The 15,051-nt window shown below is 40.2% G+C and carries 13 protein-coding genes; 3 read left to right on the top strand and 10 right to left on the bottom strand.

Annotation, left to right across the window (positions count from 1 at the left end; all coding sequences use genetic code 11):
* Positions 1-10 precede the first annotated feature (10 nt).
* Positions 11-313 (top strand): hypothetical protein, encoded by a 303-nt coding sequence (locus tag BTA34_RS07915; protein ID WP_151435185.1) that lies wholly within the window; start codon positions 11-13, stop codon positions 311-313.
* Between the two features lie 112 nt (positions 314-425).
* On the opposite strand, the gene kdpE is transcribed toward BTA34_RS07915, so the two are convergent.
* Genes kdpE through BTA34_RS18530 form a run of 6 tightly spaced genes read right to left on the bottom strand, consistent with a single transcriptional unit; the run spans position 426 to position 8,314 of the window.
* Positions 426-1,109 (bottom strand): two-component system response regulator KdpE, encoded by a 684-nt coding sequence (gene kdpE, locus BTA34_RS07910; RefSeq protein WP_151435184.1) that lies wholly within the window; start codon positions 1,107-1,109, stop codon positions 426-428.
* On the bottom strand, positions 1,106-3,847 hold the full coding sequence (kdpD, locus tag BTA34_RS07905) for a two-component system sensor histidine kinase KdpD (protein ID WP_151435183.1): 2,742 nt from the start codon (positions 3,845-3,847) through the stop codon (positions 1,106-1,108). Before kdpD ends, kdpE begins: the two co-directional genes overlap by 4 nt.
* 1 nt (position 3,848) lies before the next feature.
* A complete protein-coding gene (gene kdpC / locus BTA34_RS07900; protein WP_151435182.1) occupies positions 3,849-4,445 on the bottom strand; it encodes a potassium-transporting ATPase subunit KdpC in 597 nt (198 codons plus the stop codon).
* Between the two features lie 10 nt (positions 4,446-4,455).
* Positions 4,456-6,513, bottom strand: a complete 2,058-nt coding sequence (gene kdpB, locus BTA34_RS07895) for a potassium-transporting ATPase subunit KdpB (RefSeq protein WP_151435181.1) — start codon at positions 6,511-6,513, stop codon at positions 4,456-4,458.
* Positions 6,514-6,524: 11 nt separating this feature from the next.
* Entirely contained in the window at positions 6,525-8,228 is a 1,704-nt protein-coding gene (kdpA, locus tag BTA34_RS07890; protein ID WP_151435180.1) for a potassium-transporting ATPase subunit KdpA, read from the bottom strand.
* A gap of 2 nt (positions 8,229-8,230) precedes the next feature.
* Positions 8,231-8,314 (bottom strand): potassium-transporting ATPase subunit F, encoded by an 84-nt coding sequence (locus tag BTA34_RS18530; protein ID WP_100158289.1) that lies wholly within the window; start codon positions 8,312-8,314, stop codon positions 8,231-8,233.
* A 228-nt stretch (positions 8,315-8,542) separates the two neighbouring features.
* On the opposite strand from BTA34_RS18530, the gene BTA34_RS07880 reads away from it, so the two are divergent.
* Both BTA34_RS07880 and BTA34_RS07875 read left to right on the top strand, forming a co-directional pair.
* Positions 8,543-9,229, top strand: coding sequence for an ankyrin repeat domain-containing protein (locus BTA34_RS07880; protein ID WP_151435179.1), 687 nt, complete (start codon positions 8,543-8,545; stop codon positions 9,227-9,229).
* On the top strand, positions 9,229-9,690 hold the full coding sequence (locus tag BTA34_RS07875) for a nucleoside deaminase (protein WP_151435178.1): 462 nt from the start codon (positions 9,229-9,231) through the stop codon (positions 9,688-9,690). The genes BTA34_RS07880 and BTA34_RS07875 overlap by 1 nt, the downstream gene beginning before the upstream one ends.
* A gap of 102 nt (positions 9,691-9,792) precedes the next feature.
* Here BTA34_RS07875 and dmsD read toward each other — a convergent pair whose 3' ends face one another.
* From dmsD to dmsA, 4 genes are all read right to left on the bottom strand, one after another.
* Positions 9,793-10,404, bottom strand: a complete 612-nt coding sequence (gene dmsD, locus BTA34_RS07870; RefSeq protein WP_151435177.1) for a Tat proofreading chaperone DmsD — start codon at positions 10,402-10,404, stop codon at positions 9,793-9,795.
* A gap of 175 nt (positions 10,405-10,579) precedes the next feature.
* The gene (locus BTA34_RS07865; protein ID WP_151435176.1) at positions 10,580-11,437 is read right to left on the bottom strand and encodes a DmsC/YnfH family molybdoenzyme membrane anchor subunit; all 858 of its coding nucleotides are present in this window, start codon (positions 11,435-11,437) and stop codon (positions 10,580-10,582) included.
* A 1-nt stretch (position 11,438) separates the two neighbouring features.
* Positions 11,439-12,056, bottom strand: coding sequence for a DMSO/selenate family reductase complex B subunit (locus BTA34_RS07860; RefSeq protein ID WP_151435175.1), 618 nt, complete (start codon positions 12,054-12,056; stop codon positions 11,439-11,441).
* Between the two features lie 11 nt (positions 12,057-12,067).
* A complete protein-coding gene (gene dmsA / locus BTA34_RS07855) occupies positions 12,068-14,506 on the bottom strand; it encodes a dimethylsulfoxide reductase subunit A (RefSeq protein WP_151435174.1) in 2,439 nt (812 codons plus the stop codon).
* Between the last annotated feature and the right edge of the window lie 545 nt (positions 14,507-15,051).

The following is a 15,051-nucleotide window of genomic DNA, read 5'->3' as shown; positions in this document are numbered from 1 at the left end:
GATGCGCGTTATGTCAACTAATTATGTTATTCAACCTTTGGAAACCGTTACAGTATGGGACGATGCTGAGCCTATCATTCCAACAGTTAGTAAAAGTGTAATTGTTACTAATAATGGCGAAACGAAATTAGAAGTTGTGAATTACTGGGCGCCACCATCACATGTTTTTTATCCCGATACCACATATTGGGTTGAACCCAATGACACGATTATGGTTCCAGCACCCGAACGATCATTTTACTACTACAGAGTTAATGTAACTAACTCGGATGATACCAAGGTGGGTGCGGCTATCGTTGAAATTTTAGATTAGCATTTACTTGATGGTCAGGTGAGATCTTACGTGGGTTAGGTATATATATTGTATAAACAAGAAAACTGATTAATTAATAGATTAACCTTATTTCTTCTCCAATAGCCTTTAGTTAAGGCATAAATCGATAGCCGATCCCCGTTTCCGTCATTAAATGTACCGGACATGCGGGATCGGTTTCTAGTTTTTGGCGTAAATGTCCCATATAAATACGTAAATAGTGACTATGTTCAACGAAATTAGGTCCCCAAACATGTTGCATTAAATGCCGTTGAGTGAGCACTTTACCGCTGTTATTAACCAATTCGCTTAGCAAACGAAATTCTGTCGGTGTTAAATGAACAGGTTCATTTTGACGAGTAACAATACGATTAACCCAATCAATTGTAATATCACCAAACGTAAATTGTGCGCTCTGCGTTTCTTGTTTAACAAAACGGCGTAGTGATGCTCTGACTCTGGCGAGTAGTTCACTAATGCCAAAGGGTTTAGTCAGATAGTCGTCTGCTCCTGCATCAAGCGCTTTAACTTTATCTTGTTCTGAGTCTCGCGCTGAAAGTACGATAACGGGCGTACTACTCCATTGGCGAAAGTCTTGAATAAAACAGAGACCATCTTTATCAGGTAAACCAAGATCAAGAATAACTAAATCAGGTTTTCTTGATGCAGCTTCAATTAATCCTCGTTGGCATTCATTGGCTTCATAAACACGAAATCCTTCGTTCTCTAAAGCCAGCCGAACAAAGCGTAAGATCTCTTTTTCATCTTCAACAATTAAAATGTTATATGGAGTCACTGTTTTATTTCAATCTCATCAATATCAGGGAGTGATTTTAAAGGTAAAACAAAGTGGAAACTTGCTCCACCTTTTTTATGGTTTTCATCAGGGAAATTATTGTTTTCAGAGAAATTGTGGTTTTCAGCCCAAATTTCACCTTCATGTAAGCGAATAATCGCGCTACATATCGCTAAACCTAAGCCAACACCAGGAATTGCGGATTCTTTTACTGCGCGTGAAAATTTATTAAAAATAAGTTGTAGTTGGTCAGTCGGAATGCCATTGCCTTCATCCCATACCTCAACATGAATTTTAGAGGCTTCAATATAGGCTCTTACTCCAAGCTTTGTATTTGGAGTCGTATATTTTACTGCATTTTCAAGTAAGTTCGTGATAACCCGTTCAATTAAATTACCATCACAATAAAGCAGTAAATCGGCCGGAATATCAATTTGTAATGGATGTTTATCAAGTAAATAAGAGAGTGAACGAATAGCACTTCCTGTAATTTCTTGCAACGAATTCCATTGTAAATTCACTTGAATACCGCCAGATTGAATGCGTGCCATATCAAGTAAATTATTGACCAAACGTGAGGTTGTGAGGATCTGCTGTCGAATCTGGTTAACTTGTTCTGTATGAGATGAGCCTTCAGCGCTTAAATCGAGAAGCAAAATTTCTGATTGCCCAAAAAGCACAGTAAGCGGTGTTTTTAAATCATGAGAAAGTGCGGCTAGTAATGCATTTCTTAATTGTTCTCGTTCGATATTAATTCGAGATTGTTCTGCAATTTCAGCCTGTTGTAATCGTTCAAGCGCATTAGCAATTAAACCATTAAAAGTTTGCAATAGCTGCTGTTGTTCAGGAATAAGCAGTTGGCGAAGATTATTCGGTTCAATCGCTAAAATAGCTAAAACTTGTTGAGAGGCGGTGATCGGATGTAATTGATAAGGCACACTTGGCAGAGTATCTGTGCCTGCACCGGCAATTTGGTCTTTATCGCAACACCAGCGTGCAATTGCATTATCAATAGGTAAATGCCCCATACCTTGTGCATGAAAAGGTGTTAATTCACCTTGTTTGTTAGGGATCAACAAACAAACTTTTGCATCAAACGCACTTGATAAAAAATGGTAACTGGTGCGAACAACATCTTGTAACGTTACCGCTCGACCCAGTTCTCTCGTCATTTCAAATAAGTGACGGGTGCGTTGTTCTCGATAACGTGCGACGCGAGTTTGATAACGCATACCCGCAGTTAAATTACCGACCACTAATCCTACAATAAGCATGACGGTGAAAGTGATCAAATACTGCATGTCGAGTACAGCGAGCGAAAAGTGGGGCTGTACAAAAAATAAGTCAAAACTAATGACATTGATTAATGCTGCAAAAATAGAAGGGCGACGACCAAAAAAGAGTGCAATTAATACAACACCCAATAAATAGAGTGTCACTAAATTGGCTTTATCAAGTGCTAATAGAAATGTGCGAGAGAATAAGGTTATCGCTAAACATAATCCAATCGCTATTAAATAGCCTTTTATCTCTTGTCGCCATTTATCATTTTGCAGTGGTGCTGTTTTGGTTTTATAACGAATTTCCTCATCATTGAGAGCAACACTAATAACATGGAGATCGGGGGCGTAGCGTGCTAATTTTTCTGCAAAACGCATCCGTACCCAGCGTTTTAGCCATTGCCATTTTTGGTAAGCACGCTGACCAATAATCACTTTTCCAAGATTATGCTCTCTGGCGTAACGGATCACGGCTTTTTCAGCTTGGTTATCAGAAAGGATCGCGGTTCTTGCACCTAAATGTTGTGCCAGTTTTAGAGAGTGCAAAATAGCTCGGCGTTTATGCTCTCCAATTTGATGGAGCTTAGGAGTTTCAACATAAATAGCATGCCATTGGCAACCAAAAGCAGCAGCATAACGCGCTGCCGTGCGAACTAATTTATCGTTACCGCCATGAGCGCCAAGACAGACCATCAGACTATCTGTTGTGTGCCAAACAGGAGCCGTTCCTTGGCTATCTCGAAATTCTTTAACTTGTGTATCAACTCTATCTGCCATACGGCGTAAAGCTAATTCTCGTAATGCGATTAAATTACCTTTACGAAAAAAATGTTCGATGGCGCGTTCTGCTTGTCCGGCTAGATATACTTTGCCTTCGTGCAAACGTTGTTGTAGATCGTCAGGCGGTAAATCCACCATAACCACTTCATCAGCACTATCAAAAATATAGTCAGGGATCGTCTCTTGGACACGAATGCCAGTAATACTTCCTACGATATCATTAAGACTTTCAATGTGTTGTACATTTATTGTAGCGAGTACATCAATACCCGCATCCAACAGTTCTTCCACATCTTGCCAACGCTTAGGATGCCGGCATTTATGAGGATTACTAAATGCCAGTTCATCCATTAAGATCACCGCAGGGTGTCTGGCTAATGCAGCATCTAAATCAAATGCAACAAGCTTTCTACCATGATGATGAATACGTTGTGGTGGCAATAAAGGTAATCCGTGAAGTAGCGCAGCCGTTTCTTGCCTTTGGTGTGTTTCAACAACCCCCGCAAGCACATCAATACCTTGCTGGTGGAGGCGTTTAGCTTCTTGCAACATGGCGTAAGTTTTTCCTACACCCGCACAAGCCCCAAAAAATATTTTTAGTCGTCCACGAGTTGTTATTCGCGTTGAAGCGAGCAGATCATCGGGTGAGGGACGTTGCCATTGCTGATCGAGTTCCATTTTATTGAGTACTCACTTTTTGCTGCTTTTCTGCACTTAATTTATCAAGTGCCTGATTTAGCATAAACACATTCACAACAGGCTCGCCCATAAACGGCATTAGTGGCGATGTTGTATTGTCTTTTATTAATTGCTCAATTTCATTTTTAGTGAGTTGGCGAGAATATGCAATATTTTCAATTTGATAATAAGCGGCTTGTAATGAAATATGAGGATCAAGCCCGCTCCCTGATGCAGTCACTAAATCAACAGGAACGGCCTGATGATTACCAACCTCTTTTTGCCACGTTTGAACGCGTTTTGTGACTTCATTAAGCAATAATGGATTTGAAGATGCTAATTGGCTAGCACCTGATGCCATGCTGTTATAGGGCATTTCTGCTGTTATTGATGGACGACTTTTAAAATAATCATTCCGCGTAAATTGTTGCCCAATCAGTTCAGAGCCAATAAGTTTATTATCTTGATAGATCCGCGAGCCATTCGCTTGCCATGGGAAAATAAGGTTGGCTAATCCTGTTACAAGCAAAGGATAAGCCAGCCCAGTTATTAGTGTGAGTAATAATAACATTACTAATGATGATCGAAATAGATGCATAGAGAACTCCTTAAAACCCGATAAACGCTAAGAGCATATCGATGATTTTAATCCCAATAAAAGGGACTAATAATCCGCTGATCCCGTATAAAGAGAGGTTTCGGCGCAATAATGAATGCGCTGAAACAGGGCGATAATGCACACCTTTAAGGGCAAGAGGGATCAAGAAGACAATAATTAAGGCATTAAAAATAACCGCAGATAACATTGCAGATGCTGGTGAATGTAAGTTCATGACATTAAGCATATTGAGCTGTGGATAGGTGACAGCGAAAGCCGCAGGAATAATGGCGAAGTATTTAGCGATATCGTTGGAAATACTAAATGTCGTTAAAGCGCCTCGTGTCATTAGCATTTGTTTACCAATATGCACAACTTCGATTAATTTTGTTGGATTAGAGTCTAAATCGACCATATTTCCCGCTTCTTTGGCGGCTTGAGTACCTGAATTCATCGCAACAGCGACATCCGCTTGCGCTAAGGCTGGGGCATCATTAGTACCATCACCCGTCATTGCAACTAATCGACCTTCAGATTGATATTGACGAATTAATGCTAATTTTGCCTCAGGTGTTGCTTCAGCCAGAAAATCATCAACACCAGATTCTGCTGCGATAGCGGCTGCCGTAAGGTGATTATCACCGGTGATCATGACGGTTTTTATACCCATTTGGCGCAGTTGAGCAAAACGCTCTTTAATTCCACCTTTCACAATATCTTTAAGTTCAACAACACCTAAGATTTTCTGATTTTCAACCACCACCAGCGGTGTTCCTCCCGTTCTCGCTACTTGCTCAACTATCGTGGTGACTTCATCAGGAAAATGACCATGACTGACTTCAATATGACGACGAATAGCATCAACGGAACCTTTGCGGATCAAGCGCTCTTCTAAATTAACACCGCTCATTCTTGTCATTGCAGAGAAGGGAATAAAAGAAGCCCCAATTGATGCTAAATCACGTTCGCGTAAATTAAAACGCTGTTTAGCGAGGATCACAATGCTTCTGCCTTCAGGCGTTTCATCTGCAAGCGAGCTTAACTGTGCCGCATCAGCAAGTTGTTTTTCGCTAATACCCGAAAGCGGGATAAAACGAGAAGCTTGACGATTACCGAGTGTAATTGTGCCTGTTTTATCAAGAAGTAAGACATCAACATCACCCGCAGCTTCAACAGCACGCCCACTGGTTGCAATCACATTGGCATCCAGCATTCGACTCATTCCAGCCACACCAATTGATGAAAGTAAGCCGCCAATCGTTGTGGGAATAAGACACACCAACAAAGCAATTAAAGTGACAACAGAGATAATCTCACCATGACCTTGAAACTCGACAGCAAACACACTAAATGGATAAAGCGTTATACAAGCCAATAAGAAAATCAGTGTCAATGCAGTCAATAAGATAGTCAAAGCAACTTCATTTGGCGTCTTTCTACGCTTTGCGCCTTCTACCATTCCAATCATGCGGTCGAGAAATGAATTACCTGCTTCAGCAGTACAACGTATGATTAACCAATCGGATAACACCCGAGTACCGCCAGTGACGGAAGAAAAATCACCACCCGATTCACGAATAACAGGTGCGGATTCACCCGTAATAGCACTTTCATCAACAGAAGCACCACCTTCAATGACTTCACCATCACAAGGAATAGCTTCGCCAGCGTTGACTAAAACGATATCACCTTTATGCAATAAGAAAGAGTCAACGGTTTCTTTTGCGGCATTAATGTCTGCGTGATGTAAACGTATCGCTTTAGATTGTTGTTTAGCCCCACGTAAGCTAGCCGCTTGTGCTTTGCTTCGACTTTCTGCTAATGATTCAGCGAAATTAGCAAATAGCAATGTCACCCATAACCAAAATGTGACTTGTGAAGTAAAGTGATTATCATCAGGGAGATAACCTAACAGCGAAGCAATCCAAATTCCGGTAGTTAAGAGCGCACCAATATAAACGATAAACATAACGGGATTACGCCATTGTGCTTGAGGCGTACATTTTTTTATCGCATCAAAGAAAGCCGATATCACGGTTTTTCTGTCAAAGAGTTGAGTTTTTTTCATGATACGTTTCCTTATTTAGCCCAAAACAGTTGTAAGTGTTCTGCAATAGGGCCAAGTGCTAATGCCGGAACAAAAGTTAAAGCGCCGATCATTAATACCGTGAGGATCAATAACAAAATAAATAGCGGTGAAGTGGTAGAGAGTGTTGCCAAGCTTTCTGGCTGACGCTTTTTCACGGCTAAACTACCTGCAATAGCTAAAACAGGTAGCATGACACCAAAGCGACCAATCAACATGGAAAGCCCTAATAATAGATTATAAAAAGGTGAGCTGGCGTGAAGCCCGGCAAAAGCACTACCGTTATTATTAGCCGCAGAAGTAAAAGCGTATAACACTTCACTAAAGCCATGAGGGCCTGGATTTAAAATGGCTTCACGACCAACATCAGTAAATAAGGCGAGGGTTGTACCTAATAAAACAACGGCTGGAGAAATTAAAATTGCAACGGCTACCCATTTCATTTCGGCAACACCGATCTTTTTACCAAGATATTCAGGTGCGCGACCAACCATTAATCCCGCGATAAACACAGCTAATAATACATAGAGGATCATGCCGTAAAACCCTGATCCTACTCCGCCAAATACCACTTCTCCTGTTTGCATTAACCACATTGGCACCATGCCACCTAAAGCGGTTAATGAGTCATGCATGGCATTAACTGCACCACAAGATGCCGCTGTTGTGACAGCAACAAAAATAGCACTACCGATTATGCCAAAGCGTGTTTCTTTGCCTTCCATATTTAGCGAGTTTTCTGCGCCCGCAAAGATAAACTCTGGATTTCCTTGCCATTCAGCCCAAGTGACCACAGTAACGGCAACGATGAAAATTAATGTCATCGCCCAAAGCAAGGTATGCCCTTGGCGTTGTGTTCCACTTAAACGACCAAAGGCAAAACATAAGGCAGTAGGAATAAGAAATATGGCGAGTATTTGTAAGAAGTTACTTAATGATGTTGGATTTTCATAAGGATGGGCAGAGTTTGCTGCAAAATAGCCACCGCCATTTGTGCCTAATAATTTAATGGCTTCTTGAGAAGCAACAGGCCCCATTGGTAACCACTGTTGTTGTCCATCAAGCCCTTGACTTAATACCGCGGGGTGAAAGTTTTGTATTACCCCTTGACTGACAAATAACAGTGACCAAATAATTGATAAAGGGAGTAGGACATATAACGTAATGCGCCCAATATCAATCCATGCATTCCCTAATGAGGTACAAGAGGACTGTGTTAGCGCTCTAATTAAAACAAAAGCGACAGCAATGCCGGTTGTTGCAGATAAGAAGTTTTGCACTGCAAGCCCCGTCATTTGGCTTAAATAACTCACTGCGGTTTCACCGCTATAAGCTTGCCAATTAGTATTAGTGATAAAGCTAATTGTGGTATTTAACGCTAAATCCCAATTCATATTAGGTGCAACTTGAGGATTTAACGGTAAATAGCCTTGGTTTAGCAACATGACAAATAATAGGATCGCACCCATTAAATTAAAAATAAGTAGGGCGAGCATATAGTGATACCAGCTCATTGGCTGGATTGATTTTCCTGCGGGTTTAAAACCACAACAACGCCAAATAACATGTTCGGTTTGAGTAACCCAATGAGGTAAATCACCTTCGATAAGGCGAGCTAAATAATACCCAAGCATTTTCCCTATCACTAATAAAGTGATCAGAAAAATAGCAAGATATATCAACATCGTTGTTGCCATTTTTAAAATGCCTCTGCGTTAAATAACACATAGATAAGATAAGCAGTGAGCAAAACAACTAACGTCACAGCACCGAATATCAGCATCAGAACAATCCTTTTACTATTTAGATTGAGTTAGCGTACTGAATGGGCTGTAAAGATGTTGATAAAAGAGCAGTGATAAGTGTAAAAAAAGTATAAAAATGACTTAATAGGTGGTTTATTACCCTTTGATTTATTGAATTAATGTCATACCTTTGTTAGATATGAGGGTGAGTTCAAAGGTTATACTAATTAAATGAGTGGAAATTAGCACTTTCTAGGAGATTTTGAATGAACACTCTCTATCTAAAGGCTAAATGGTTTTTATACTTCTTAAGCCTGTTAATGATTTCATCTCTCTTTATGGTTAAAGCGATGGCAAATTCTGATAAGGCATACTTAGTTACATTGGCACAAGAAGGAAATTTATCTGAGTTAAAACGCCAAATAGAACAAGGTGCAAATATTGAACAACGTGATCTAAAGTTACGCACACCGCTCATGGCAGCCACACATGCCAACCAAATTGAGGTTGCGAAATATCTGATTGAGCATGGCGCAGATGTTAATGCCCGTGATGCTATTCATGATTCACCATATCTTTATTCGGGCGCTAGAGGGTTACAGGAGATCTTAGAACTAACGTTATCGCATGGCGCTTCGCTTAAAAGTATTAATCGTTATGGTGGAACAGCGTTAATTCCTGCTTCAGAACGAGGTCATGTAAAAACAGTAAAAACATTGATTGATGCTGGTGTGGATGTTGATCATATTAATCGTTTAGGTTGGACGGCTTTAATCGAAGCTATTATTTTAGGTGATGGTAGCCAAAGATATGAAGAGATTGTGAGTTTACTTATTGAAGGTGGAGCTAACGTTAACCTTGCCGATGGCTCTGGCCACACACCATTAACCTTAGCTAAAGATAAAGGGTATACAAACATCGTTAATATACTTGAACAAGCGGGGGCAAAATAATGTCAGATAATCAATTTATACAACAAGCCATATCGCTTGCAATGGATAATGTGAAAGTAGGGGGAAGACCATTCGGCGCGGTCATTGTGAATAATGGTCAAGTAATTGCAAGTGCTGTTAACCAAATAGTAACGACCAATGATCCTACTGCTCATGCTGAATTGTTAGCATTACGGGAAGCTGGAAAAGTATTAAAGCGAACAAAGTTAGATGATTGTATTGTTTATGCCAGTGGACAACCTTGTCCAATGTGTCTTGCCGCAATGCGCATGGCGGGGATCTCTAAAATTTTTTATGCCTATTCTAATGAGGATGCAGAGCCTTACGGACTATCGACAGCCAATATTGCTAAAGCATTAAGAAAGGTGCCAGAACAGCAAGAAGGTCTTCAATTTGTACAGATAAGAACTGAGGATGAAATGCAACCCAAGCTTTATCAGTATTGGTCAAAACAATCTTAAAAAGATTCATTATTGCTATAAATAAAAGCCCTAAAAGTGAGAATTGAAGTAACTGCATAAATAGATACTTTTAGGGCTTTCTATTCTAATATTTATTAATAATCAACAAAATAACTGCTTTTCAGCAGGGGTGACATTTAACAAAGATTGCCAGTTTTTTAATGTTAATGTCGCCAGCATGGCTAAACCTTCATAATATGGGAATGCGCCTTGCAGAGATAACTTCTCTAAATAACGATAAGCCCATGGCAGAAGGTGTTCTGCTAATAGCTCATTTAGTTTTTCAGGGCGAGTTTCTGCAATCCATGCCACCATCATCACCATTAAACCAAAGTGATCTTCCGGCTCGTTTTGAGTTAACGCAATATCAATGCCATTTTCTAGCATCCATTCACGTAAATCTAATGTTGAGTTACCGAATAATACATTTTCATGATCAAGGTAAACAGAACCCCAAGGTGGTGCCGGCAGTGCGTAAGGACCGACAAATAAGCGTTGATATGCCTGTGCTAAAGTTTCTTCCGCTAATGTGGTTTGTGAAAGAAGACTAGCAATGCGTTGCTTTTCTTCATCACTGCCATAAGGCCATTCTTCAACCCACTTTTGACTAGACAGCAGCTCGACAATGTCACTTTTCTCAGTAGGTGCATAATAAAAAGCTGCGCCTAAAATACGGGCAGTAAGAGAAATATCAGTAATAACTTGTTGTTTCATAATATTTTTATAATCCGCTTAGATTTATTGTCTTTACTATATGCGATTTTCTATCTAAACATAATGACGAAGATTAAAAAAGAGCGATACCGTAATATAAAAGGAAAACCGCTATAACAGATAAAAAGAGTGTGCCTTTTAACTATTACAGCGGTTTAGCAGGGTGAGAACTTAATTAACCAACGACTGCCATGCCGACAGTCATATGTAAACCATAGAACACACCGCGCCCTATAAACTCACCCACAAACACTAAAATAAAGCCCAATGCTAATAACGCCACAGAAGGGTTATTTTTACGTAACAGTGGAGCAATCCAGCAACTTAAGCCTAAGACTAAAGCCACTAATTTAATTCCCATCAAAGTGCCATAGTTAGGAACTAAATCTACCGCTTTTTGCACAGAGGTTTGAATAGAACCTAATTCAAAACCTTGTGATGTTGCCACAATAGCGCTAATAACAATGGCGATAACACTGAGTAATGGCAATGCACTGATGCAGTTTAGGTTAAAGCCCGCAATACGCATTAAGAGTGCCGCTAAAATAGGACCACCGATAAAGGCTGTCAGTACAAAATTAAATGTGGTATAGCCATTATGCCAAGTCGGAACAGTATCAATTTGGTATACACGAGAGATAGCCGTAATAAATAATGCGGCTAATACCATAACCAGCGCGACCCATAATTTGCCTAATGCAGCTGGCATTTTATTAAATACAGCCAGTAACCAGTAAATACCACCCAGTGCAAAGAAAATAGAACCGCTGGCAATTTCATTACTTAATGATGAGTGACCCAAACGAAGTAATGAGTTAAATGCGCGTAATGGGGTTCCCATATGCATCATGGATAATAAGAAACCAATACCCATTAATACCCAAAGTCCAAACATGCTGTAATGCACTTTTCGGTTCATTTCTGCGGAAAGCTTACCCGAAAGAATCGCGCATCCCATAATAATAAAGGCGCCAGCAACACTTTGACCGATAACGGTAAAAAACATTAGTGGCCATTCATGCAATCCCACCATCTTACACCTCCTCTGGGTTTGCCAGATGACCAGTGGTATCACCCACAGGACGGCTATTGGCATTTAATTTAAGGACAATATTTGGCTTGGTGTATTTTGCTGAAGGAAGTGGGGCAATTTCAGCTAAATCACCATATTTAGCGCGTAACTCTTCAATAGGTGCCATATCTAATGCACGTAGTGGACAAGATTCGACACAAATAGGTTTTTTGCCTTCTGCGACACGTTCATAGCAACCATCACATTTGGTCATATGACCTTTGACTTCATCAAATTGCGGTGCGCCGTAAGGGCAAGCCATATGACAATAACGACATCCAATACAGACTTCTTCATTAACAACCACAAAGCCGTCTTCACGTTTATGCATCGCACCACTTGGACAAACTTTGGCACAAGCAGGATCGTCACAGTGGTTACAAGAGATCGATAAGTAATAAGCAAAAACGTTCTGTGTATAAACACCATCTTGCTCAGTCCAATCGCCACCTGCATATTCATAAATACGGCGGAAATTAACTTCAGGGGATAAATTTTTAAAATCCTTGCACGCCAGTTCACAGGTTTTGCAGCCGGTGCAACGACTTGAATCAATATAAAAACCATATTGCGTTGACATAACCAGACTCCTTACGCCTTGACGACTTCAACAAGATTACTGTGAGAAGGATTACCCTTAGCGAGAGGTGAAGGGCGTTGTGTCGTTAACACGTTAATACTACCTGCGTGATCAATTCGATTACTGTCTGGGTTATACCAAGCACCTTCGCTTAAGCCGACAACGCCCGGTAAAATACGAGGTGTGACTTTTGCATTGATCCGAACTTCACCACGATCGTTATAAATACGCACTAAATCACCGTGTTTGATACTACGTTTAGCCGCATCAACAGGGTTGATCCATATTTCTTGAGGGCAAGCTGCTTTTAAGACATCAACGTTGCCATACGTTGAGTGGGTGCGTGATTTATAATGGAATCCCGTCATTTGTAATGGGTATTTTTCCATTGCCGGGTCGCCATAGTTTTCAAAACCAACAGAGTAGACAGGTAGTGGATCAATCACATCGCCAGATTCAAGTTCCCACGTCGCTTTTATGTCGGCAAGTTGAGAAGAATAAATCTCAATTTTACCTGATGGTGTGGTTAATGGGTTATTTTCAGGATCTTCACGGAATTGGCGATAAGCAACGTGATGACCTTCAGGGTCACGTTTTTTGAAGATACCTTGAGCACGGAACTCTTCAAAAGTCGGCAGTTCAGGTAAGTTTTGACGAGATTGTTCGTAAAGGTGACGTAACCACTCTTCTTGAGTACGGTTTTCAGTGAATTTTTCACCCACCCCCATGCGTTTTGCAATTTCGCTGGTCATTTCATAGATATTGCGGCTTTCAAAGCGAGGTTTGATTGCCTGATCTGCAAAAATAACATAAGCCATATTACCTGCTGATGCATCCATACAGAAATCCATTTGTTCTGATGCTGTGCAATCAGGAAGCAGAATATCGGCATATTTAGCGGATGCTGTCATATGGTTATCGATCACCACAATCATTTCGCATTTTTTATCGTCTTGCAAAATATCATGAGTACGATTGATTTCAGAATGTTGGTTAACTAAGCAGTTACCCGCGTAGTTCCATACCATTTTGATTGGTACATCAAGCTTGTCTTTACCACGAACACCATCACGGGTTGTGGTCATTTCTGGGCCACGTAAGATGGCATCCGTCCACATAAACATAGAAATGCTGGTGGTAACAGGGTTAGTAAAGGTTGGCATACGAACAAAAGGAATACTGTAAGAGCCTTCACGAGCGCCAGTATTACCGCCGTTAATTCCCACATTCCCCGTTAAAATAGAGAGCATTGCGATAGCACGAGAAGCCAGTTCACCGTTAGAACGACGTTGAGGACCCCAGCCTTGTGTAATATAAGCAGGTTTCGCTGTTGCAATCTCACGGGCTAATTTCACAATGCGTGAAGCAGGAATACCGGTGATCTGCGCTGCCCATTCAGGCGTTTTTGGCTGACCATCTACACCATTACCTAAAATATAGGCTTTATAGTGACCATTTTTTGGCGCACCTTCTGGCATAGTGGTTTCATCGTAACCAACACAATATTTGTCTAAGAAAGGCTTATCAACTAAGTCTTCTTTGATCATGACATAAGCTAATGCATTAACTAATGCAGCATCTGTTCCTGGACGAATAGGGATCCATTCATCTTCACGACCAGCGCCCGTATCGGTATAGCGTGGATCGATGATAATCATTCGTGCATCAGATTTTTCACGAGCTTGCTCAACGTAATAGGTGACACCGCCACCACTCATACGTGTTTCACCCGGATTATTACCGAACATCACGACAAGTTTAGTGTTTTCAATATCAGAAGGGCTATTACCATCTGCCCAACCACCATAAGTATAATTTAAGCCCGCTGCGATTTGCGCCGTACTATAGTCACCATAGTGGTTAAGATAGCCACCACAACAATTCATTAATCGTGCAATTAATGTTGCACCTGGTGGCCAAGATTTCGTCATGGTGCCACCTAAAGTACCTGTACCGTAGTTTAGATAAATAGATTCATTACCATAATCTTTAATTAAACGTTTCATGGTGTCTGAAATAGTATCAAACGCTTCATCCCATGAAATACGTTCAAATTTACCTTCACCACGTTTACCTACACGTTTCATTGGGTAGCGCAAACGGTCTGGATTGTAAACACGGCGACGCATAGAACGACCACGTAAACAGGCGCGAACTTGGTGTAATTCTTCGTAGACATCATTGCCAGTGTGGTCTGTTTCGATGTATTTAATTTCACCATCAACCACATGCATACGTAATGGGCAACGACTACCACAGTTTACAGTACATGCGCTCCACACGACTTTTTCGCTATTAGCTGTTGGTTTTGTTTCCGAGGCAATGGCTTGATTAAAGGGCAGTGATAATCCACCCGCGGTTATCGCTAAACCACCCGCTGCACCTGTTTTTACAAAACGACGGCGAGATAAGGGAGTGGAAAGTAACGCCATCTCTTTGATGTTTTTCATACATTACTCACTTGATTATTAACATTTTAAGAAAAAAACAGAAGCTAATAAGCTTATAAAGAAATAATTATTGTTATTGTTGTTAAAAAATAAGCACTTTAACGTGGGCAACAAAACCCGACAGTTAATGTGGATACTACGTATTTCCTGAAATTTGTAGTTGCTTTACATCAAAGAAAAGTGATTTATTACAATGGTTACCAGTTTTTGTGATTACCTTAAGCGTATGTATTAGTTGTGTTTAATTATATCGCCAACATCATTATATAAATAAATACATAACGATTGATTAAGTGTTTTTATGTTATCAGTAACATTTATTAAGCCTGCTTGCTTCTATCTATATGATTTTGTTAGTTCAATAGTTAATTTTAGAAGCTATAATTATCTAACAATTCATTAACCTACCTAGCTAAACAAAAATTAAAATTTGTTTAGCTTTTCGTTGTTTTTAATTATTTAAAAACGTCAAAATATGATTAATAAATGTGCTTTTTTGTAATTGAGATCACAATTGAACGCCCTTTATCTGAGTTTTTATTGCT

It is taken from the genome of Proteus sp. CD3 (assembly GCF_008808075.1).
In the GTDB taxonomy this organism is placed as follows: domain Bacteria; phylum Pseudomonadota; class Gammaproteobacteria; order Enterobacterales; family Enterobacteriaceae; genus Proteus; species Proteus appendicitidis.
The sequence above is the reverse complement of the archived record's forward strand: the minus strand, read 5'-3'. Positions and strand labels throughout refer to the sequence as shown.

Excerpts from the sequence above, each read along its gene's own strand:
- BTA34_RS07915 (WP_151435185.1), top strand. The coding sequence starts at position 11 with ATGTCAACTAATTATGTTATTCAACCTTTGGAAACCGTTACAGTATGG.
- kdpD (WP_151435183.1), bottom strand. The coding sequence starts at position 3,847 with ATGGAACTCGATCAGCAATGGCAACGTCCCTCACCCGATGATCTGCTC.
- kdpC (WP_151435182.1), bottom strand. The coding sequence starts at position 4,445 with ATGCATCTATTTCGATCATCATTAGTAATGTTATTATTACTCACACTA.
- kdpB (WP_151435181.1), bottom strand. The coding sequence starts at position 6,513 with ATGAAAAAAACTCAACTCTTTGACAGAAAAACCGTGATATCGGCTTTC.
- kdpA (WP_151435180.1), bottom strand. The coding sequence starts at position 8,228 with ATGGCAACAACGATGTTGATATATCTTGCTATTTTTCTGATCACTTTA.
- BTA34_RS18530 (WP_100158289.1), bottom strand. The coding sequence starts at position 8,314 with ATGCTGATATTCGGTGCTGTGACGTTAGTTGTTTTGCTCACTGCTTAT.
- BTA34_RS07880 (WP_151435179.1), top strand. The coding sequence starts at position 8,543 with ATGAACACTCTCTATCTAAAGGCTAAATGGTTTTTATACTTCTTAAGC.
- BTA34_RS07875 (WP_151435178.1), top strand. The coding sequence starts at position 9,229 with ATGTCAGATAATCAATTTATACAACAAGCCATATCGCTTGCAATGGAT.
- dmsD (WP_151435177.1), bottom strand. The coding sequence starts at position 10,404 with ATGAAACAACAAGTTATTACTGATATTTCTCTTACTGCCCGTATTTTA.
- BTA34_RS07865 (WP_151435176.1), bottom strand. The coding sequence starts at position 11,437 with ATGGTGGGATTGCATGAATGGCCACTAATGTTTTTTACCGTTATCGGT.
- BTA34_RS07860 (WP_151435175.1), bottom strand. The coding sequence starts at position 12,056 with ATGTCAACGCAATATGGTTTTTATATTGATTCAAGTCGTTGCACCGGC.
- dmsA (WP_151435174.1), bottom strand. The coding sequence starts at position 14,506 with ATGAAAAACATCAAAGAGATGGCGTTACTTTCCACTCCCTTATCTCGC.